The organism is Massilia genomosp. 1 (assembly GCF_011682185.1).
GTDB lineage: Bacteria > Pseudomonadota > Gammaproteobacteria > Burkholderiales > Burkholderiaceae_D > Telluria_A > Telluria_A rubra.
The window spans coordinates 30,155-50,366 of record NZ_WHJF01000024.1; the positions used below are offsets into that span (position 1 = coordinate 30,155).

A 20,212-nucleotide genomic window follows, 5' to 3' on the forward strand; every position below is an offset into this window, starting at 1 on the left:
GGCCATGGTCACGGAAACGTCTCCCGCGCCCGGCGCCGAAGGGCAGGGCAAGCGTGCCCTGATCACCGGCCTGCACGGCTTCACGGGACGCTACGTGGCGCGCGAACTGGCCGCCGCCGGCTACCGCGTGTTCGGCACCGTGGTGCCCGGCCACGGCGAGAGCCTCCCTAACACCGATGTGTTCGCGGTCGACCTGCTCGACCGCGCCGGCGTGGCCGCCATGGTCGAACAGGTGCAGCCCGATGTCGTGGTACACCTGGCCGGCATCGCCTTCGTCGCGCATGCCAACGCCGAACTGATTTACCGCGTCAACATCGTCGGCACCCGCAACCTGCTTGAAGCGCTGGCCGCCCAGCGCCACCAGCCATCGGCGGTGCTGCTGGCCTCGTCGGCCAATGTCTACGGCAACGCCAGCGCCGGCCAGATCGACGAGTCGCTCGCGCCCGCGCCGGCCAACGATTACGCCGTCAGCAAGCTGGCCATGGAACACATGGCGCAGTTGTGGAGCGACAAGCTGCCGATCATCATCGCGCGGCCCTTCAACTATACCGGTGTCGGCCAGGACGAGAACTTCCTGCTGCCCAAGATCGTCTCGCATTTCCGCAAGGCCGCACCCGTCATCGAACTGGGCAACCAGGCCATCGCGCGCGATTTTTCCGATGTGCGCATGGTGGCCGACAGTTACCGCCGCCTGCTGGTGGCCGACGTGGCCGGCCAGGCCTTCAATATCTGCTCGGGCCAGGCGCATTCGCTGGGCGAGGTCATCGCGCTGATGGCGTCGATCGCCGGCTACCGGATCGAGGTCAAGGTCAATCCGGCCTTCGTGCGCGCCAAGGATGTGCTGGTCCTGATGGGCAACAATGAAAAACTGCGCGGCGCGATCGGCGGCCTGTCCCCGATTCCGCTGGCCGATACGCTGCGCTGGATGTACCAGGCGTGAGCCGCCTGCGCGTCGGCCTGGGAACGACCATGATCGAACCGGGCCTGACCGGCGGACGGCTGGACGGGATCGGCGTGTACACCCAGGCGCTGCTGCAGCACTTGCCGGGCGCCGGCTGCGATGTGGCCGCTTACTCGTATCCGCGTGCGCGCGGCGACGCCACGGACGTCAAGGTGGGCCGGCCCCTGCCGCAATCGTTCGAAGCGGCCAGCCTGACCGACCTGCTCACGCCGGCGGCGCACCGCATGCACATGCCGGCCGATCTGTTTCACGCGACCGATTACCGTATCGTGCGCATGGATTGCCCGGTGGTGGCGACCCTGCACGATGCGCTGCCGATCAAGTATCCGCACTGGTGCAGCCCCGGCATGCGGCGCGCCAAGAACTGGATGCAGCAAAAAGCGGCGCGCAAGGCACAACATGTGATCGCGGTGTCGAACTTTGCGATCGGTGAACTGGTCGAATGCTTCGGGGTCGATGAAAAGCGCATCAGCGTGGTACTCAACGGTGTCGACGCGGCATGGCTGCAAGCGCCCGACGCGGCCGCCGTGGCGCAGACCCTGCAGCGGAACGGCCTGCGTGCGGGCTATTTTTTGTTTGTCGGTACTTTGCAGCCGCGCAAGAACGTCGAGCGCTTGCTCAGTGCGTACTTGAGTTTGCCGGATGCGCTGCGCGCCGAACGCCAGCTGGTCATTGTGGGCGGCGCCGGCTGGCGCTGCGAAGAACTGATCGCGCGCATCGCCGCGGCGCAGCAGGATGGCGAGCAGGTGGTGTGGCTGAACCAGCTGACCGGCGCCGAGGGCTTGCGCCATGTGTATGCGGGCGCGGGGGTGTTTGTGTTTCCATCCTTGTACGAAGGTTTCGGTATCCCCGTGCTCGAGGCGTTTGCGTCGGGGGTGCCGGTGGTGGCCTCGAATAGCAGTTCCTTGCCGGAAGTAACCCGGGGCGCGGCGCTTGACGTCGATCCGGGCAACACTGGCGAGATCGCTGCGGCGATGCAGGCGCTGGCGCGCGACGACGCGCTGCGGCAGCAATGCATTGCGGCGGGCCGCGCTCGCGCAGCCCAGTTGACCTGGCACGACACCGCGCTGCAGACCGCCGCCGTGTATCGTGCCGTCCTTTCCCAATAATCTGACGTCGACCTTTGGCATTTGCGAAACTATGCGTGTCCTACATTTCTATAAAACCTATTTCCCGGAATCGGTGGGCGGCGTCGAGCAGGTCATCCGGCAAATGTGCGTCGGCACCGGGCGCCTGGGCGTGCGCAATGAAGTGCTGACCCTGACGCGCCAGAAAGAAAAGCGCGACGTCGAGTTCGAAGGTCACAAGGTGCGCCTGCTGCCGCTCGACTTCGAAATTTCATCGACCGGGTTTTCGGTGGCCGCTTTCCGCGAGCTGGCGCGCATGGCGGAAGATGCGGACGTGGTGCATTATCACTTTCCGTGGCCGTTCATGGACCTGGCGCACTTTATTTCGCGCATCAAGAAGCCGAGCCTGGTGACCTACCACTCCGACATCGTGCGCCAGAAACAATTGCTGCGCCTGTACCAGCCGCTCAAGCACCGCTTTTTGCAAAGTGTGGACACCATTGTCGCCACCTCGCCGAACTACATGGCCTCGTCCGCCGTGCTGGACCGTTATCGCGACAAGACACGCGTGATCACTTACGGGCTCGACAAGACTATTTATCCGGAGCCGGACCAGGCCCGCATGGACAAATGGCGCACCCGGATCGGCGAACGTTTCTTCTTGTTCGTCGGCGTGCTGCGCTATTACAAGGGCCTGCATATTTTGCTCGATGCGGTTGCCAATACCGATTATCCGGTGGTGATCGTTGGCGCCGGTCCGATCGAGAACGAGCTCAAGGCGCACGCCGAACGGCTCGGCTTGACGCATGTGCTGTTCGTCGGCGCGCTCGACGAGGCCGACAAAGTGGCGCTGCTGACCTTGTGCTACGCGCTGGTGTTCCCGTCGCATTTGCGCTCGGAAGCGTTTGGCATTTCGCTGCTGGAAGGGGCGATGTACGGTAAGCCCATGATTTCGAGCGAGATCGGCACGGGCACGACGTATATCAATATCGATGCCGAAACGGGCCTGGTGGTGCCGCCGAGCGATCCGCAAGCCTTTGGCGAGGCCATGCGCAAGCTGTGGGACAACCCGGAACTGGCGCAAGCGATGGGCAAGCGCGCCGAAGCGCGCTACTGGGAGTTGTTTACCGCCGAGCAGATGGCCAAGAGTTATACCGCGCTGTATCACGAACTGGTGGCGCGCCATGCCACGGTGGCGCTGGCCCAGGTGCAGGCCTAGCCTGTCGGACTTGGGATCGTCGGCTGCAAAAATACCTGGGACGGTCCATATTTCGCCGCTTTCTCGGCCAATAGCTCGCTATTGGCACTGCGACATCGTCAAAATCCGGCCTCGCCCAGCTATTTTTTCGCGTCGACTCCCCAAGTCCGACAGGCTGCCAGGGGCCGGCCAGGTGCGCAGCTAGCTTGATGCCGCACCGTTGCCGAATACCGCCTCCAGGCCAGGAGCGTCGAGGCTGCGCGCGAACCATTGTTCGAGTTGCGCCAGGCTGGCCTGGCCGATGCGCTGTTCCACCGGTTCCGGCAAGTTGCCGAAGCGCTTGCGCAACAGCTGCGTCAGCACGCCACGCAGGGCGCTGAGGTGTCCTTCTGTCCTGCCCTTGGCCCAGCCTTCAGCCTGCCCTTTTTCGGTTCCCTTCTGAAAACCGATGTCTTCGAACTCCTCGGCCCAGCTTGCAAATTTGCGTCCCATGTCGGCTATCTCCTCCGTACTGTCAAATGTGAACGATGCTGGTTCGCCGCGCCAGCTCGCCAGGCTCTCGATCCACGCTCCGACCGAGCGCATCAGGCTGGCCTGGGCGCGTCCTGGAACCAGGTTGCCAACGCCGGCAAGATAGTGTTTCTGACCTCGGAAGCGCTCGAAAGTTCCATCCGAAACAGCAGCGCCAGCAGGGTGGCATTCGCTTCCAGCGCCGCCGTGTCCAGGCGCTGCTGGTCGATCAGCACGTAACGCTGGGATGGCTGGAACGGCGCCAGTTCGGCCGGCGCTTCCATGAACAGGGTAGCCAGGTCGGTGCGGGCGCTCGAATGCGGCACGCCGTTGTAGAACACCAGCGGCAGCACCGGCGGCAACTGCAAAGACGGCGGCAATTGATGCTGCTTGACCAGGTTCTGGCACAGCAAACCCACATAATTCTGCATGCGCAAGGCCATCCAGCGGTCCACGCCGGACTGGAATTCGAGCAGGATGACCACGTACAGGAATTGCTCGCCGATCCGCACGCGCCAGACGATATCGTTCGGGCGCCCCGCCAGGCGCTCGCTCACATACACCGGATCGACCGCTTCGAAGGAGGACAGCGCGACATCGTCAAACAGCTTGAACGGCGTGAAGTCCGTAACCAGCTCGCGCACCAGTCCCGGATGGGCGAACAGCGAACGGTAGCCAAGGTCATGATGAGCGGACATGAGGCATTCCAGCCAGCGAACCCGCTTAAGCTTTGTGCTGCATCATTGGTGCGCGCGGCGAACCGCGCGCGGAAATTGTCATTCACGCGGACGACGGCCGGCGCGGCCGGCAGCGGCGCTTGCCTGTCCCAGGCGCGCTGCCCTATTTGTGCCGCAACATTGCTCTGCCATCAAAATGGCATCAATTCGTGCTCAGCAGCACGATTGCCGCCAAAAGCCGGGAACTGGTATGCTTGGTCGAGGGAATCGCAAAGGCCAGCCATGGTAAAGCAGTTATTACTTGTTGCGGGATTGCTGGCCGGCTCGCCTGGCCATGCGGGCTTGCCGGAGGTGCCGCCGCAGCTCTTCATCACGACCGAATATGCACCGCCGGCCATCATGGTGGAGGGCGAGCGCGTGGCGGGCTACTCATCCGACAAGATCCACGAGATCATGGCGCGTACCGGACTGAGCTATTCGATTGACGTGTTGCCCTGGAAACGCGCGCTTACCTCGGCCGTGCAGCGTCCCAACGGCTGCGTCTACGCCACCACGCGCACGCCCGAGCGTGAGCCATTGTTCAAATGGGTGGGACCGACCGACGAGGGCGCTTGGGTACTGCTGGGGCGGGCCGACCGCAACTATCAGCTGAGCACCCTGGACGATGCGCGCGGGCTGCGCATCGGTACCTACAATGGCGACGTGCGCGACGACTATCTGCGCTCGCGCGGTTTCAAGGTCGATCCGGCCCCGAACGACATGCTCAACCCGCAAAAACTGTTGATGAACCGGATCGACCTGTGGGCGACCGGCTTGCGTCCCGGCGGCGGCGTGCTCGAACGAGATGGCTTCGCCGGGAAGATCGTTCCTGTGCTGGTGTTTAACCAGGTCAAGGCTTATCTTGCCTGCAACCGCGCTGTGCCGGACGCCATCATCGACAAGATGAACGCCGCGCTCGACGCCATGAACCGCGACGGTACCTCGCGCCGGATCGAGCGCAAGTACGACAACTGGGCGCCGCGCAAGGCTGGCGAGGCTGACGCCGGACCAGCCGGGCCGGCGCGCTGAACTGTCAGGCCGGACCTGCGCGCTTGAGCGCAATCGTCCTGTGCGCCGGCGCCGCGGCGCGGGCGCGCAGTTGCCCGCAACCGCCATCGACATCTTGCCCGGCCGAATCGCGCAGCTTGGTCAGCACCCCGCGCCGATGCAAGCTGGCCGCAATCGCGCGCGCGCTCTCCCAACTGGGCCGCTTGAACGCCAGGTCCGGGATGGTGTTGTACGGGATCATGTTCAGCACCGCGTACTTGCCTTTTAACAGGCGTACGATGCCGTCGATCTCGTCGTCCCCATCATTGACGCCTTCAAGCAAGGTCCACTGATACTGCACCGGATAACCGGTCAGGCGCGCATATGTTTCCCCCGCCTCGACCAGTTGTTCGGGCGTGATGCGCGGCGCGCGCGGCAGCAACTGCTCGCGCAAGGCGGGCTTGGTGGTGTGCAGCGACAAGGCCAGTGCAGGTTTGACCACGCCCTGCGCCAAACGTTCAAACACGCGCGCATCGCCGACCGTCGAAAACACCAGGTTCTTGTGGCCGATATTGCCTTCCGTGCCCAGCAGATCGATGGCCTCAAGCACATTGTCGAGATTGTGGGCGGGCTCGCCCATGCCCATGAACACCACTTTCTTCACCACGCGCTGGGTGCGCGCCAGCACCACCTGGGCGATGATTTCGCCGCTGCTGACCTGGCGGATCAGTCCTTCGCGTCCGGTCATGCAGAACTGGCAGCCGACCGCGCAGCCGACCTGGCTCGACACGCACAGTCCGTCGCGCGGCAGCAGCACGCTTTCGACCGCCTGGCCGTCGGCCAGTCCGACCAGCAGGCGGGCCGAGCCATCTTGGCCGGGATGCGAGGAAATCAGGCGCGCCATGCCTTGCAGCTCGGCGTCGAGCGCGGGCAGGGCAGTACGTACGCCAAGAGGCAGGAAGTCGTTGGGGCGGCGCCGTCCCTGGTCGTAGGGGCGGCCCTGGACCCAGTCGCGCAGCACGCGCTGTTCGTGCAAGGGCAGGGCGCCCAGGGCGCGCAGGCGCTGGCGGATCGTTGTAAGTTGCATCGCGCTATTTTATTGCATAACGCGATGCGGACGGCAGGATGCGATGAAAACGGCGCGCTCAGCGCCGTCGTGCGCCCTTAGTACTGGACGATGCCGGAATGGTTGTTGCTGCCGTTCTGGGTCAGGCTGGCGGTATAGCCATTCCCGGTTTGCGTGATAAACGACACGTTGGCCAGGGAATTATTGGCGTTGGTGCCGGTCTGGCTGACCGTTGCCTTGTTGGCGATGCCGTTCTGCGTCACCAGCGACTGGCTGGCATTGGCGTTCTGGGTCAGGGTGGTGAGGTTGTTGCTGCCTTTCTGATTGATGGTGCTGAGGTTCTTGCTGCCGGCTTGTTCGGTCAGGGCATTGTTTCCCGTGCCGTCCTGGGCAATGGTCGAATTGACGTTGTTGGCGCTCTTTTGGATCGCCTTGACGTTGTTGCCGGTGCCGGCCTGGTTGACCGTCACGGTGGCGTAGTCGGTCTGCGTCTGCGCCACCGTCACCCCGTTAGCCACGCCGTTCTGGGTGACAAACGCGCCCTGGTGGCCGGAATTGAGCTGCTTGACCGCCAGCTTGTTGTCGCTGCCGGTCTGCTTGGCAATGATCTCGAAGTCGATCACGCCTTGCTGGTCGAGGGTGGCGCTGTTTTTCTGGCCGTTCTGCGACAAGGTGGCGTTCGCTTGCGTGGCGCTGTCCTGGCGTACCGTGGCACTGTTTTGATTGCCTGTTTGCAGCAGGGTTGCCGTCGTGCGCAGGGCTTTTTCCTGGCGGATGCCGGCATTGTTCTGGTTGCCCTGCTGGGTGATCGCGGCGCTGATATCCTTGTTGACCCCGATCTGGACAATGCCGCCGGTCTTGGCAACGGAGTCGCCCGCCTTGTTGTTGTCGCCCGTTTGCGTCATCGTGGCCTTGATCAGGCCAGTCGAATTTTGCTGCACCGTATAAGCGTTGTTGCCGGTGCCGTTTTGCGCGGTGATGGCATTGAGTTCAGCCTGAGCCGAGGTGGCGGCAAATGCCAGCGTCAGTGCGCTTGCCAGGGCGGATAAATGCAGTTTCATGAAATTCCTCCGTGAATGGACGAGGTCAGGATGGATTCAATTCAGCGACCCCGGTAGCTGAATGCTGTCGATGCTTCATCAGTACTGATGCACGCCGGCGCTGTTGGCGACACCGGTCTGCGCCAGCGCCGCCATGAATCTGTCGCCGTAGGGGGCTTGGCCGACCTGGCGCGCACCTGCCTTGTTGTTGCTGCCTGCCTGCCGGATGTCAAGCTCGTTCCCGCCCACGCCTTGGCTCTGCACGGCGACATTATTGGTGCCGTTCTGGACAACCGTGCTGTTGTTCTGGACGCCTCCCTGCTCGCTGCTGGCGCTGTTGCCGGCGCCGCTTTGCGACACTGCCAGGTCGGTTCGCTCGCTGTCGAACTGGCTTGCCGTTGCGCGATTGGCGTGGCCGGACTGCGCGATGCGGACCTGGGTCAATGCGAGGTAATGGTGCTGCTGCACCGACGCCGTATGGAACGTGCCGATTTGCGTCAGGCGTGCGCTGGAGTAATGGCAACCTTCCCGCTGAGTTATGTCGGCCTGGTTGGCGCTGCCGCTTTGCAGGGCGCTCACATGGATATGGCCGGTATGGCTTTGCGCGAGCCGCGCGCTGTTTGCGATGCCGTCCTGCTCGAGCCGCGCCACGCTGTAATACACCACATCCTGCATCAGCGCGCCGCTGTTCGCACTGCCGCGCTGGTGTACGCCGGCGTTGGTGAACGTTTCCGCATCCTGCCGGATCAGGCTGGAATTGGCGTTGCCGCTCTGGGTGGCGACGGCGCTGCGCTCGGCATGGGCCGGATGGGCCGGAAAAAACAGGCTGGTGCTGGCGGCGAGCGCCGCGAAAAAGGTTTTCATGGAGATGCTCCCGGAGAGGAAAGGGGCGGTGCAAGAGGCGTTCAGCGCCCCTGGTGCTGAATCAGCGTGGCAGTTTTTCCGCTGCCCGATTGGCTTATCCGCGCGTTGCCTTCGCGCCCGTATTGCGCGATGCGCGCCGTGTTCAGGCTGCCGAGCTGGTCGACATCGGCGCGGTGGCCGACGCCCTCCTGCACGATGCTGGCCTGGTTGTCCTGCCCCGCCTGGCCGACGCTGGCGTGGTTGCCCTCTCCGCTTTGCAGCAAGTCCAGGGTGTTGGCGCTGCCTTCCTGGCGCAGGGTGGCGCGCTGCAACGCGCCGCGCTGCGCCAGCGTGATCCGCTGGGCGGCCCCGGCCTGGACCCCCTCGAAAACGTGCTGCCGCCCGGCCTGCTCGATGGTGGCGCTATTGCCGGTGCCTTGCTGGCGCAGCGCCAGGGCATGCGCTGGCGGCGCCGCGCCGGCCAGTTCGGACGGCGCCAGGTCGCCCGCGCGCGCCAGGCCGGCCGCGCACAGGCTGGCCAGGGCCAGGGCGGCGCGCAGCCGCCTTGTCATCCGCGCTGTCATGGCTGCGCTCCCGCGCCGCTGGCGGCCTGGGTCGCCGGCGCAAAAGGCGCGCGTTCGGCGAGGTAACGTTGCAGCACCGGATTGCTCCACTGCGACTCGTCCTGCAGCGCCCAGCTGCCTTCGCGCAGGCCCTCGACGATCAGGTGGGCGACGCCGGCTTCGAGCGCTTCGCTGACGCACAGCTGGGTCGGCTCGTTGCGCGTCATCCCGCCTTCCAGCTCCAGTAAATTTTTCACATTCACGAACTTGAAGACGCTCGGATGGATCTCATAGGAGTAGATGGTTTTTGTGGTCGACACGCTCTGCAAGACTTGCCCACCGCGAATATCGATGCTGCGCAGGTTCACCGTGACCTGGTCGACCCGGTATTGCGTGCTCATGCCAATGCCCAGGAAACGTGCGCCCGCGCCGCCGGTGCGTACATTGCTTTCGTAGGCAACAATGCCGCCTTCGATCAGCAGCGACGCGGCCAGCAGCGGCGCAATCTGCACCGGCGCCGCGTCGGCCGGTTGCGGCATTTCCAGCGCGCGCACGATCTTGCGTTCGGTAAGCAGGTTTTGCAGGTTCTCGCGCTCGACCGGAATGAACCAGCCCGATTCCTTGAGCGCCTTGACCAGCATCGACGACGCGCCCTGCGTCACGGCGGTGGAGAACGAGCTGTCCGGGGACGGCTTGTACTGTCCGGTCTGGTCGCGGATGCCATACACGGCGACGGCGACCTTGCCTTTCGGGGCGGGCAGGTTCAGCAGGTCGCGCGTGACCGGCGTGGCGGGCGCCAGTTGCGCCCCGGCCGTCACGGCTGATGGCGGATGGCGGAATGTGCAACCGGCCAGCAGGCTCGCTCCGGCCGCGACGGCGATCGCCCAGCGCCGGGGGTTCATTGCGCCACCTCGAAGGTGGTGGTGGCGCCCGTGGACCTGTCGGTCGTGGTGATGCGCAACATGCCACCGCCGAGGTCGATGACGGTGATGGTGAAGTTGGCGGTGGAAAAAGTTCCCGGCACCAGCTTGCCATCCTGCCCCAGCAATTTGGAGGTGGCCGCGGAGGCGAGTTGACTCAGCACAGTGCGTTCGAGCGTTTGATTGAACTGTGCGAGCGGCGACTGGTCGAAGATAGAAGAACCGCCCAGGCCCGAGCTTTCCTTGTGCTTGCTCGTTGCGGTTGCGGCGGCCAGCAGGTTGGCGCCGTTGGCGGGGTAGCCGCCAAACGAGGGGTTCACTGCTTGGTACACGAGTTCGGTCGCGCTGGCACTGCCCGCCAGTACGGCGAGGCACAGCGTGGCTGCGCGAAAAATGGAAGGGCATGGCATGGTTGATTTCCTTACATAGATTGAGTCGGTGGAGACAGCGTCAGAATTCGTCGGGCGCCAGGTCGGCGTCGTGGGTGCTCTTGCGCTCGGCGTCGGCTTCCAGCACCGCTTGCCAGGTTCGTTCGGCGGCCTCTTCGCTGAGCGATTTGATGGCCGCGCGGGCGGCCGGCAGGCGCGTTTCGAACACGCGCCGCTGGGCGAAGTCGATGCGCACTTCGCTGCCGCGCCGTGCCGACGGGCGTTCGACGATGGCGAGGGTGAAGCGTTCACTGCCTTCTTTTTCGCGCCACGCGGCCATGAAATACTGGCAGAAATCATGGCCGCCGACGGTGATCGACTGGCTGGTGACAACGCCGCTGTCGGTGTCGGAGGCGAGGGCGGGCCGGCCCTGGTCCAGCGTGTCCCTTGCGTCTTGCGGCGCAGCTTGCCCGGCTGTCGCGCCGAGCATGCAGCCGAGCGACAGCGCGCACAGGGCAAGTAGCTTGGTGGTCTCGGGCATACGACCTCGCGGTTTGTTGTTCTTGTGTTGTCGCCAGAAAAATCGGCCACGGCGGTGCTGATGAGAGTCGAGTTTATCGAGCGAGACCCCGCTGGCTTTGATGGCTGTCAAAAATTCAAGGCCGGGATGTCAAGCGCTTCGGCTGGCTAAAAATCAATACTGGCGCGCGGAAATTTGACCGGGACAAGATCTGTCCCAAAAGAAAATCGCGCCGCCGTGAGGGGCGGCGCGATCACGCTGCGGAGAGGAGGAGACTGACGCTATCCAAGTAGCGCGGGCAGCGGACCGGTGTGTTGGGCGCGCATGGTCGCGTGTTGGCGATGCGCGCCATGCAACGCGGATCAGCGCCGTGCGCGAGGTGGTGCTCGCGGGCCTGAGGTGGGATACCGATTACCGGCCCCCGCTGGCTGTGTCCTGGATCGAACAGGGGCTGCCCCTGGATCAGGAACTGGTCGACTTGCTGATCGGGAGCGGCAATAACAATGGCTGGCCGCAGCAGCGCCGTCATCAGGCCAAGGCCCTGGTGCGCCGCTGGTGGCGTGAAGGGCGCCAGCCGGTTGGCTGAGCATTCGACGGCGCATGTGCAACGCATGCGTTGATGACGCGCGCCTTGCCCTGGTTGACCTTGTCGGGGCGCCATGTTCCAGTCGTCGGCGCTGCCCCGCCGCGAGATGGCAAGTGCAACCTTCCCATGTGTGTGTGAAGCGTCCGGCTGTGTCGCGGGTTGACATGTGAAGCACCTTGGCTTGACGCGTAATGCGCGTCGCCGCAAGCGCTTGCGGACCGTCCGCGCCCCGCAAGCGGCCCCGGCCTGTGTTGGCACGCCGCTTGCTCAAGCAGCTTGTAGCGGTACTCGTTCCGCCGCCCGCGTCGCCCCACACTCAAGGAGATTCTCATGACACAAGCAAGCACGCCAACCGGCATCAGCAGCGCCATCGACGGCGCCAATTCCGCCATCCTGAACGTCACCTGGGACGGCCCGATCACGGACGGCAACGGCGCCTTCCTGATCCAGTTCGTCTCTCGGGCCAACCCGTCCGCCACCCCGGTGCCGGCGCCCAACCAGCCTGCCGGCGGCTTTCCCGTCAGCGCTGCCGGCAATAACTACAGTGTGCCGCTGACCTTCCCCTCGGCCGATGCGGCGAAGAACTACAGCGAGAATTTCCAGGCCCAGGTGCAGGCCAACGCGACCGCGCCGACTACGCCGAGCGCATGGGGCCTGCAAGTGTGGTGGAATATTGGTTTCGCCATCACGGTGACGATCGGCAGCACCTCGCTCACGCTCAGGGAGCTGCCCAACGGTATCTACTCGCTGCCGGTGTCGGTCGACAATCCGCTGACGGTCACCTACGCCGACCTCAAAAGTTTTGTCGCTAAATTACCCGGCGCCATCAGCTTGCCGACCAATTTCCCGAATAATCAACCGATCAGCAGCTCTCTGCAGGTCACCGCGTTCGCCATCGACGTCAAGCGCGCCACGTTCGAATTCGATTTCACCGCCCTCATCAAATGGGAAATTTTCACCGGGCTGACGGTCGACAGCATCGGCTTTGACATCCAGCGCACCAACGGCGTCAATTTGCTCGCTGCTTGAGCGAGTCCACGGGCCGCCGCACAGTCGGCGCGGCGGCCTGTCCCGCATCCCTGATCTTTATCCGGAGCCCTCATGCCTGCGCCTCCCGTGCCGCCCCTGCACACCGTGGTCCAGTTCGCGGCCTGTCTCGACATCGGTCAACGCAGGCTGCTGCTGGTCGGCGGCAATGCGCTCGCCGGGCAGCCACAAGTCTATGCCGGCCGCTTGCTGCCGGGCGGCGCGCCGTTTGACCTGAGGGCGTTGGTCAACACGATCCTGGGCGCCCTGTTTGACTTGAGCCTGCCGGCCGGCTTCCCCGCGCTGCCGATCGACACCCTGGACGCCACCATCACGCGCGCCGCCGCGCCGGCGCAGTCGAGCTATCGGTTCGACGCCAGCTCCAGCGTCGTGGTCGGCAATCCGTTCCAGGCCGTGCTGCCGATTCCCGTGCAGTTCAACGGCTTCCAGATCGCACTGCGCTCGCACGCCGGCGCCGCCGGCAAGCAACTGCGCCTGAGCACCGTGGTCACGTCCAGCAGCGGGGCGCTGGCCGGCCTCGGCGAGGTCAGCGGCAGCGTGGTGCTGGGCCAGGGTAGGTATGCGCTCGGGGTGAGCATCGCGCATGAGGTCAGCATCTCAGGCTTACTCGGCTCCTTGCTCGATTGCCAGATCCCGCCCGCACTGGCGCTGTTCCTGCCGACCTTCAAGCCGCTGGCCCCCGGCATGCCGCTGCGCATCTATTACGCCAACGCCGATGTCGAGGGCGGCACGCCGGCGCAGCCCGACAGCTATCTGCGCGGACTGCATGTCGACCAATGCGTGGTCGAGATCCTGGATCAGCAGTTCTCGATCGCCATGGACTGGCGCGGCGCCGCCGACTACAGCTTCGGCGCCAGCGTCGCACCGCTCGACTTTGGCTTCTTCAAGTTGAGCGGGCCAGCCGTGCCGCTGCTGCCGTCGCCCGGCCTGGGCGGCCCGCAGGTCACGGTGGGGCGCTCGGCGGCCGGCCTGGCGATCAGCCTGGGCGCGACGCTCGGTTTCCCCGACCTGGCGCCACTGTCGCTGACGCTGACGGCGCAGGACCAGGGCAGCGCCGGCCAGGTGTTTTCCGGCACCATCACCTACCAGGGCACGGTGCTTGGTGTGAGCAACCCGACCCTGGGCATCGCCTGGAGCAAGGCCGATGGTTTCCAGCTGGGTCCCTTTCCCGAGCCCTCAGGCCTCGACAGCTTCATCGATTTCGCCAAGCAATTGCAGGCGCTGTCGCAGCAACCGCGCAGCGGCTGCCAGGCGCTCACGTCATTTGTGTTCAAGCGCGCCATCACCACCACATTCCATTTCAATGCCGGCCTCGGCAGCGGCACGGCGGCGCTTCCATCGACGGCGGGTGTCCAGGTGTACATCGGCGGCAGCTATGACATCTATATTCTCGGCCAACTGATCTGCACCATCCCCATTGGCCCGATTCCGCTGACGATCGCCGTGCCGGGCAGCCTGGGTGAGCTGGGCGACGCCATCGTCGCCACCCTGCTCGGCAGCGCGGAAGCGCTGGTGCGCGGCTTGTGGAACAAGCAGGACGCGTTCTTCAAGTTACTGGCGGCGCAAGCGCTGATCAAGGGCGGCCAGGAGCTCATCGACCAACTGATCTGCAACGCCGGCGGCGAGGCGGTCGGCAAGCCGGTCGTCGACGAGACCGCCGCCGAACTGGTGGCGGCGGCCGAGGCGGGAGCCATGGACACGCTGCTGGCGGCGGCCACGGTGCTGGCGGCGGCGACCGCGGCGCTCAGTTTCTTCGCCAGCATCTGGAAGTGCATCAGCGGCGAGCAGAAAAGAGAGAACGCCGCGGCGCAACGGCGCCATGACCAGGCCGTGCAGCGCATCGAGCAACTGCTGGCGATTAACAATTTTGCGGTCATATATGTGTTCGACGGCAGCCAGTGCCGCGCCCAAGCCCGCTGGGATGGGCTCGATATCAGCGATCCGAACGCCACGCTGGCGGCCACCTTGGTGGACTTGACGGGCGGCGGCGGCTCGCACGATTTCCCTGTCGCTATCAACGCCGACAGCTTTACGGCGCCGATGGCGCTGCTGCCCGGCCGCAGCTACAAGCTGATGTTATGCGGCAGCTATTCCTTTAACGACTCTCCCTGCTCCGGCATCCCGGTGGACGACGATATCAGCGTCGACATCCTGACACCGACGCTGACGGCCGCCTACCAGCCGGCCGCCAACCAGGTCGTCGCCAACTGGCCGCCGACAGCGGGGTTCAGCACGCCGGACGGCACGCCGGTGTCGGCCGTGCTGTATCTGCTCAGCCTGTGGGACACGGTGGCCGGGCAGCCGGTGGCCGGCATCGCGGCATCGGTCCCGGTGAGCGGCCCGGCGCCCGCCGGCGGCTACCGCGCCAGCTTGTCGCTGCTGCCGGCGCAGCCGCCGTATTTCCAGCCCCAGGCCGGCACACGCTACCAGCTGCAACTGCAGGCCTGCGCCAACCATGCACTGTTTGACAGTGCCGGCGTGCGCGGCGACGCCTTCGCAGCCGGCCGCGGCATCGACCACACGCTGATCGGCATCAGCTTTGACGTTCAATAGGGAGGACAGCATGTCCAAGCAGACCGCAGCGGCCTTGAAGTTGTATTTTCTGACGGGAAGTATTCCGACCCAGGATCATTTTGCCGCACTGATCGACTCCGGCGTCAACCTGCTTGACGCCAAGCTGACGATCGACGCGCGCCAGCGGCTCGGCATCGGCTGCACGCCGACCAGCACGCTGAGCGTGCAATCGCAATACAACCTGGCGCTGTCGGGCAGCGTGAGCACCACCAACGGCTCGGCCACGGTGCTGGGCACCCAGACCCGCTTCACGGCCGAGACCACGGTCGGCGCCGTGCTGAGCATCGCGGGCGGCCTGTACACGGTGAGCGCGATCGCCAGCGATACCAGCCTGAGCATCGATCCGGCGTTCCCGCCGGCGCCAGTGCCGGTGGCCAGCCAGGCGCCGGCGCTGGCCGACGCCGGCGTCTCGCTCAAGTGCGCCGATGCGGCCGGCCGGACGCGGCTGGAACTGCGGCCGGACGGCGCCTTGCAGGTCGGCGCTTTGCAGGTCGGGGCCGTAACGGCCGCCGGCAGCGTCAGCGCGGCCGCTTTCAGCGGCGATGGCGCCGGCTTGCGCAATATTCCGGTCGGCGCGCTGACGGGCACCTTCAGCGCGGCGCAGATTCCCGATATTCCGATGAGCAAAGTGGTCGGCAACCTGGCGGCGGCGCGCATCGGCGGCGTGCTGAGCGCGGCGCAATTGCCGCCCATCCCCGCCGCCACCATCAGCGGCCAGTTGGCCGTGGCCCAGATTCCCGACCTCTCCAGCCGCGAGGTGTTGCTGTATGCGTCGGCGCCGCTGGTACCCAAGGGGACGCGCACCAGCGTCAGCTGGCTGGCCGACTACGGCTACCAGCTGACGCTGGTGTTCCTTGGCGCCAATGGCCCCAGCACCTTGCCCGTGGGTCCCGGCCCCGGCAGCTACACCCTGCTGGTTAACCAACGCACCCTGTTCACACTGACCGCCACCAGCGCCACTGGCGTGCTGAAGACGCAACGCCAGATCTGGATCGACACGTATTAACCCGCAGTACCCTTTCAACCACAGCAAGGAGATCATCATGACACTGCTCGAAGCGCTGCAAGAAAAAAGCCAGATCCTGCCCGCCAACCCCGGCTGGCAAGAATGCCTGCAGGACGTCTACACCGTGTATCAGCCAAGCGTGGCCGATTTCGCCCAGGCGATCTACACCACCTGGACCGCCGCTGGCGTGGCGCCGGCGTCGCGCGTCAGTTTCGTGCAATTGACGGCCGGACTGAACGCCATAAGCAACACGGCCGGCAACCCGGTCTACGGCATGGCCGCCATCGGGCCGGTCGTCAACGGTTTTTATATGGAAGTGATGATCTACGTCGATACGGTGACCCTGCGCAATGAAATCGGGACCAGCACACAGCAGCCGGGCAATACCAGCGCGCTGATTTCGATGTCGGACAACCACCCCAACGATGACCACTATCAGGGCGGCACCTGCGAACTGGACGACGAGGGGCTGGTGGGCAATATGACGATCCACTGGCGCGCCGCCAGCAGTTCCGCCGCCACCGACTCGGTGATGCTGATGGCCTTCCGGGTCAGCAACGGCAACTGGAGCGACCTGGCGTCGATGCCGCTCAAGCTGGCCGACGGCAGCTGGGTAGCCTATGCCAACCCGGTGCCGACGCCGGACACCACCGTCACGTATGCCTTCGATTTCATGATCAACAACTGTACGGTGACGTTCTGGTTCGATCCCTTCATGGGCGATCACGACAAGGACAAGCAAGCCCCGGCGCGCGCCTGACGACACACGCCGGCCGGCGGGCCGGCGTGTGTCGATGGACGCCCTTGCAGGGCGACGGACAACAAAAAACCCGCTCTCCATGACTGGGGCGGGTTGTAGGCGCTGTTCGACTTCAACTTGCTGTTTTGTGGTGCCGGGAGCCGGAATCGAACCGGCACGCTGTTTCCAGCGCGGGATTTTGAGTCCCGTGCGTCTACCTATTCCGCCATCCCGGCAACGCGACCCGCATTATGGCCCATTTGTCCGGTTCAGGCAACTATTTCGCATTTGGCGCCCGCCTGGCCGCCCCTTGGACGACCGGGGCACGCCAGGCCGGCGTGGGTTTCGGACCTCGACCAGCCCGCATCGCCCCAGTCTTGGCGGAGGACGGTGTGCGCCAATTTCAGCCGCTGTTGGCGTTGCGTTGTTGAGTACGAAGGTCATCATGCTGATGGCGGCGATCGCAGTGAGCATCCCGACGGCTGCCTTCACCTTGTCATCGCCTTGTTCAGGCACGCGCCGCTGTCGTCGCTTGCGCAACTTGCGGGACCTGATGGGCCGTCGGAAAAGACGACGACCGATAAGCCATGCTGATCGAAGCGCCGTTTCCAACAGGCGCCAAGCCCCGTGCTACATTGTGGTTTTTTCAATGTGGCCATCCATGAAACAACGCATCGTCGGCTTCGACCTGGCCCGTGCCCTTGCCGTGATCGGCATGGTGATCGTCAATTTCAAGGTCGTCATGCACGCCAGCGCGCCCGACGCGCCTTGGTGGCTGGCGATCTTCGATGCGCTCGACGGACGCGCCTCGGCCCTGTTCGTGGTCCTGGCCGGGATCGGCCTGTCGCTGCTGTCGAAGCGGGCGCGCGAGTCCGGCGACGCGGCCGCACTGCGCGCCGCCCGCGGCGGCATCCTGAAACGCGCCGCCTTCCTGTTCGTCGCCGGCCTGCTGTACGTGCAGGTCTGGCCGGCCGACATCCTCCACTACTACGGCGCCTACATGCTCATCGGCGCGCTCGCGCTGTCGTGGCGCAGCGGCGCCGTGCTGGCCGCCGCCGCCGCCATGCTGGCCGGCTTCGTCCTGCTGGCCGCGCTGTTTGACTACGGCGCCGGATGGAACTGGGACACGCTCGCCTACGCCGGCTTCTGGACGCCAACCGGCTTTCTGCGCAACCTGTTCTTCAACGGCTTTCACCCGGTGTTCCCGTGGGCCGGTTTCCTGTTGCTGGGAATGGCCCTTGGCCGGGTCGACCTGCAGTCGCCCACGGCGCTGCGGCGGGTGTTCATCGGCGGCCTCGCGATGGGTGTCGCGGCCGAATCGGCGATGGCGATCGGCGCCCTGTTTGCCGCGCCGGCCGGCGGCATCTGGCAGCACCTGTGGTCATCCGGCCCGCTGCCGCCGCTGCCGCTGTACTGGATCGCCGCCGCCGGCGACGCCATGGCGGTGCTCGCGGCCTGCGTCTGGATCGGCCAGCGCTGGCCCCACGCGCGGCTGCTCACGCCCCTGGTGCATACCGGCCAGCTCGCGCTCACCCTGTACATCGCCCACGTCGTCATCGGCATGGGCGTGCTCGAAGCGCTTGGCCTGCTCAATGGCCGCACGCTCGCCTTCGCGATCGGCAGTGCGCTGGTCTTTTCGGCCGCCGCGATCCTGGGCGCGCACCTGTGGCGCCGCCGCTTCGCGCTTGGACCGGTGGAGTGGCTGATGCGGCGCTGTACCGGGTAAGCGCGCTTACTTCTACGCCACGCCGCCGTTGGCGCGCAGCACCTGGCCGTTGACCCAGCCACCATCGGGTCCTGCCAGGAAGCTGACCACCCTGGCGATATCGTCCGGCTGTCCGAGGCGTCCGAGCGGCGCCAGGCTGGCCAGCTGCGCGACCAGCGCCTCGTTCTTCCCATGCAAGAACAGCTCGGTCTCCACCGGTCCGGGCGCGACCGCATTGACGGTGATATCGCGTCCGCGCAGCTCCTTGGCCAATACGCGGGTAAACGCTTCCACCGCCGCCTTGCTGCCGTTGTAGATCGCATAGCCCGGCATATTGAGCGCCAGCGCCGTGCTCGAAAAATTGACGATGCGGCCACCCTGGCGCAAGCGCTGTCCCGCTTCGCGCAGCATGTTGAAGGTGCCCTTGGTGTTGACCGCGAAATGGCGTTCGAACTGCCCGTCTGTCGCATCGACGAGCGGCACCGCCGTCATGATGCCGGCGTTGTTCACCAGGATGTCGACCTTGCCGAAAGCGTGCTCGGTTTCCTCGAACATGCGGCGCGCGTCGTCTGGCTTGGATACATCGCCCTGCACCGCGATGGCGCGCGCGCCCTGCGCCCGCAGGGCCTGCGCCAGCGCGTTCGCGTCGCCGGCATTGCTGGCGTAGTTGAGCGCGACCGCGCAGCCGTCGCTGGCCAGGCGCCGCGCGATATCGGCGCCGATGCCGCGCGAGGCGCCGGTGACGATGGCGACTTTGGTGTGATTGCTTGGGTTCATGCTGTTCTCCGTGTTGCTCAAGTGCTTGCATGATGAGCTAAATTGGCCACGGGATAATCAGGCTAAACTTGGCATGACTATTCGATCAGCTACAACAAAGAGGTGCAGATGGACCGATTCGACGACATGCGCATTTTCGTGCGCATCCTGGAGCGGCGCAGTTTTACGGCGGCCGCCGACGACCTGCAGCTTCCGCGCGCCAGCGTCACCAATGCGCTCCAGCGGCTCGAAGCGCGTCTCGGCACGCGCCTGCTGGAGCGCACCACGCGCCAGGTCGCGCCCACGCTCGACGGCGAAGCGCACTACCAGCGCTGCGTGCGGCTGCTGGCCGACATGGAGGAAGCCGAAGGCGCCTTTCGCAGCGCCGCGCCCAAGGGCCTGCTGCGGGTGAACCTGCAGGCCACCCTGACGCGCCACTTCGTGCTGCCCGGGCTGCCGGATTTTTTGCGGCGCTACCCGGACATCGAACTGCAGATCGGCGAAGGCGACCGCCTGGTCGAGCTGGTGCGCGAGGGGGTGGACTGCGTGCTGCGCGCGGGCGAACTGCAGGATTCGACGATGGTCGCGCGCCGCGTGGCGCTGCTCGAGCAGGTCACGGTGGCCAGCCCGGCCTACCTGGCGCGCCACGGCCAGCCGCGCACCCTGGCCGACCTGGCCGGGCACAAGGCGGTCGATTACCTCTCGAGCGTGACCGGCAAGCCCTACCCGCTCGACTTCACCGTGGACGGGCAGTCGCGGGTGGTCAAGCTGGCGGCGCAGGTGTCGGTGACGGGGGCGGAGATGTACAAGGGCGCCTGCCTGGCGGGCCTGGGGCTGGTGCAGGTGCCGCGCTACGGGGTGGCGCAGCACCTGGCCGATGGCGCGCTCGAGCTGGTCTTGCCGGGCATGGCGCCGCGGCCGATGCCGGTCAGCGTGTTGTATCCGCACAAGCGGCAGTTGTCGGCGCGCGTGCGCACCTTTGCCGGCTGGCTGCGGGAGGTGTTCGCCGCCGCCTGAACCTGCCAGGCCATTGGCTTCAG

Annotated in this window: 21 protein-coding genes and 1 tRNA gene; 11 read left to right on the top strand and 11 right to left on the bottom strand. The window is 65.5% G+C overall.

The genetic code is table 11. The features are described from left to right. Positions 1-4 precede the first annotated feature (4 nt). Genes F1735_RS11485 through F1735_RS11495 form a run of 3 tightly spaced genes read left to right on the top strand, consistent with a single transcriptional unit; the run spans position 5 to position 3,247 of the window. Complete coding sequence (locus F1735_RS11485) at positions 5-940, top strand: GDP-mannose 4,6-dehydratase (protein WP_373888503.1); 936 nt, start codon at positions 5-7, stop codon at positions 938-940. Then, complete coding sequence (locus F1735_RS11490) at positions 937-2,070, top strand: glycosyltransferase family 4 protein (protein WP_373888505.1); 1,134 nt, start codon at positions 937-939, stop codon at positions 2,068-2,070. Before F1735_RS11485 ends, F1735_RS11490 begins: the two co-directional genes overlap by 4 nt. 31 nt (positions 2,071-2,101) lie before the next feature. Then, positions 2,102-3,247 carry a glycosyltransferase family 4 protein gene (locus F1735_RS11495; RefSeq protein WP_166898025.1) on the top strand — a complete coding sequence of 382 codons (1,146 nt, stop codon included), beginning with the start codon at positions 2,102-2,104 and terminating at the stop codon, positions 3,245-3,247. Between the two features lie 180 nt (positions 3,248-3,427). Here F1735_RS11495 and F1735_RS11500 read toward each other — a convergent pair whose 3' ends face one another. Next, positions 3,428-3,718, bottom strand: coding sequence for a DUF4351 domain-containing protein (locus F1735_RS11500; RefSeq protein ID WP_167237050.1), 291 nt, complete (start codon positions 3,716-3,718; stop codon positions 3,428-3,430). Between the two features lie 92 nt (positions 3,719-3,810). Then, positions 3,811-4,434: an Rpn family recombination-promoting nuclease/putative transposase gene (locus F1735_RS11505; RefSeq protein ID WP_167237051.1), complete on the bottom strand. Its 624-nt coding sequence runs from the start codon at positions 4,432-4,434 to the stop codon at positions 3,811-3,813. A gap of 261 nt (positions 4,435-4,695) precedes the next feature. Here F1735_RS11505 and F1735_RS11510 point away from each other — a divergent pair, with 261 nt between their 5' ends. Next, positions 4,696-5,481, top strand: a complete 786-nt coding sequence (locus F1735_RS11510; RefSeq protein WP_167237052.1) for a substrate-binding periplasmic protein — start codon at positions 4,696-4,698, stop codon at positions 5,479-5,481. Positions 5,482-5,485: 4 nt separating this feature from the next. On the opposite strand, the gene F1735_RS11515 is transcribed toward F1735_RS11510, so the two are convergent. The 7 genes from F1735_RS11515 to F1735_RS11545 form a co-directional block, all read right to left on the bottom strand. Next, positions 5,486-6,526 (bottom strand): RNA methyltransferase, encoded by a 1,041-nt coding sequence (locus F1735_RS11515; protein ID WP_167237053.1) that lies wholly within the window; start codon positions 6,524-6,526, stop codon positions 5,486-5,488. Between the two features lie 77 nt (positions 6,527-6,603). Beyond that, positions 6,604-7,566, bottom strand: coding sequence for a hypothetical protein (locus tag F1735_RS11520; protein WP_167237054.1), 963 nt, complete (start codon positions 7,564-7,566; stop codon positions 6,604-6,606). A gap of 78 nt (positions 7,567-7,644) precedes the next feature. Then, positions 7,645-8,409 carry a hypothetical protein gene (locus tag F1735_RS11525; protein ID WP_167237055.1) on the bottom strand — a complete coding sequence of 255 codons (765 nt, stop codon included), beginning with the start codon at positions 8,407-8,409 and terminating at the stop codon, positions 7,645-7,647. Between the two features lie 41 nt (positions 8,410-8,450). Then, complete coding sequence (locus F1735_RS11530) at positions 8,451-8,972, bottom strand: curli fiber surface-exposed nucleator CsgB (RefSeq protein ID WP_167237056.1); 522 nt, start codon at positions 8,970-8,972, stop codon at positions 8,451-8,453. Next, a complete protein-coding gene (locus tag F1735_RS11535) occupies positions 8,969-9,853 on the bottom strand; it encodes a CsgG/HfaB family protein (RefSeq protein WP_167237057.1) in 885 nt (294 codons plus the stop codon). Before F1735_RS11535 ends, F1735_RS11530 begins: the two co-directional genes overlap by 4 nt. Continuing rightward, entirely contained in the window at positions 9,850-10,281 is a 432-nt protein-coding gene (locus tag F1735_RS11540) for a curli assembly protein CsgF (protein ID WP_167237058.1), read from the bottom strand. Before F1735_RS11540 ends, F1735_RS11535 begins: the two co-directional genes overlap by 4 nt. Positions 10,282-10,321: 40 nt before the next feature. Continuing rightward, positions 10,322-10,780, bottom strand: coding sequence for a CsgE family curli-type amyloid fiber assembly protein (locus F1735_RS11545; protein ID WP_167237059.1), 459 nt, complete (start codon positions 10,778-10,780; stop codon positions 10,322-10,324). 349 nt (positions 10,781-11,129) lie between these two features. Between F1735_RS11545 and F1735_RS11550 the strand changes: the two genes are divergently transcribed. The 5 genes from F1735_RS11550 to F1735_RS11570 all read left to right on the top strand — a co-directional run bounded on the left by F1735_RS11550 (position 11,130) and on the right by F1735_RS11570 (position 16,732). After that, positions 11,130-11,345: a hypothetical protein gene (locus tag F1735_RS11550; RefSeq protein WP_167237060.1), complete on the top strand. Its 216-nt coding sequence runs from the start codon at positions 11,130-11,132 to the stop codon at positions 11,343-11,345. Positions 11,346-11,675: 330 nt separating this feature from the next. Then, complete coding sequence (locus F1735_RS11555; RefSeq protein WP_167237061.1) at positions 11,676-12,374, top strand: hypothetical protein; 699 nt, start codon at positions 11,676-11,678, stop codon at positions 12,372-12,374. Positions 12,375-12,446: 72 nt separating this feature from the next. Next, positions 12,447-14,945, top strand: a complete 2,499-nt coding sequence (locus F1735_RS11560) for a hypothetical protein (protein ID WP_167237062.1) — start codon at positions 12,447-12,449, stop codon at positions 14,943-14,945. A gap of 10 nt (positions 14,946-14,955) precedes the next feature. Beyond that, entirely contained in the window at positions 14,956-15,972 is a 1,017-nt protein-coding gene (locus tag F1735_RS11565; RefSeq protein ID WP_167237063.1) for a hypothetical protein, read from the top strand. 37 nt (positions 15,973-16,009) lie between these two features. Beyond that, positions 16,010-16,732, top strand: coding sequence for a hypothetical protein (locus F1735_RS11570; protein ID WP_167237064.1), 723 nt, complete (start codon positions 16,010-16,012; stop codon positions 16,730-16,732). Between the two features lie 128 nt (positions 16,733-16,860). Here F1735_RS11570 and F1735_RS11575 read toward each other — a convergent pair. Beyond that, positions 16,861-16,947: transfer RNA gene (locus tag F1735_RS11575), tRNA-Leu, on the bottom strand. A gap of 425 nt (positions 16,948-17,372) precedes the next feature. On the opposite strand from F1735_RS11575, the gene F1735_RS11580 reads away from it, so the two are divergent. Beyond that, the gene (locus F1735_RS11580; RefSeq protein ID WP_167237065.1) at positions 17,373-18,437 is read left to right on the top strand and encodes a DUF418 domain-containing protein; all 1,065 of its coding nucleotides are present in this window, start codon (positions 17,373-17,375) and stop codon (positions 18,435-18,437) included. A 12-nt stretch (positions 18,438-18,449) separates the two neighbouring features. On the opposite strand, the gene F1735_RS11585 is transcribed toward F1735_RS11580, so the two are convergent. Beyond that, positions 18,450-19,193 (bottom strand): SDR family oxidoreductase, encoded by a 744-nt coding sequence (locus F1735_RS11585; protein WP_167237066.1) that lies wholly within the window; start codon positions 19,191-19,193, stop codon positions 18,450-18,452. A 108-nt stretch (positions 19,194-19,301) separates the two neighbouring features. On the opposite strand from F1735_RS11585, the gene F1735_RS11590 reads away from it, so the two are divergent. After that, entirely contained in the window at positions 19,302-20,189 is an 888-nt protein-coding gene (locus tag F1735_RS11590; protein ID WP_167237067.1) for a LysR family transcriptional regulator, read from the top strand. The last annotated feature ends 23 nt before the right edge of the window (positions 20,190-20,212 follow it).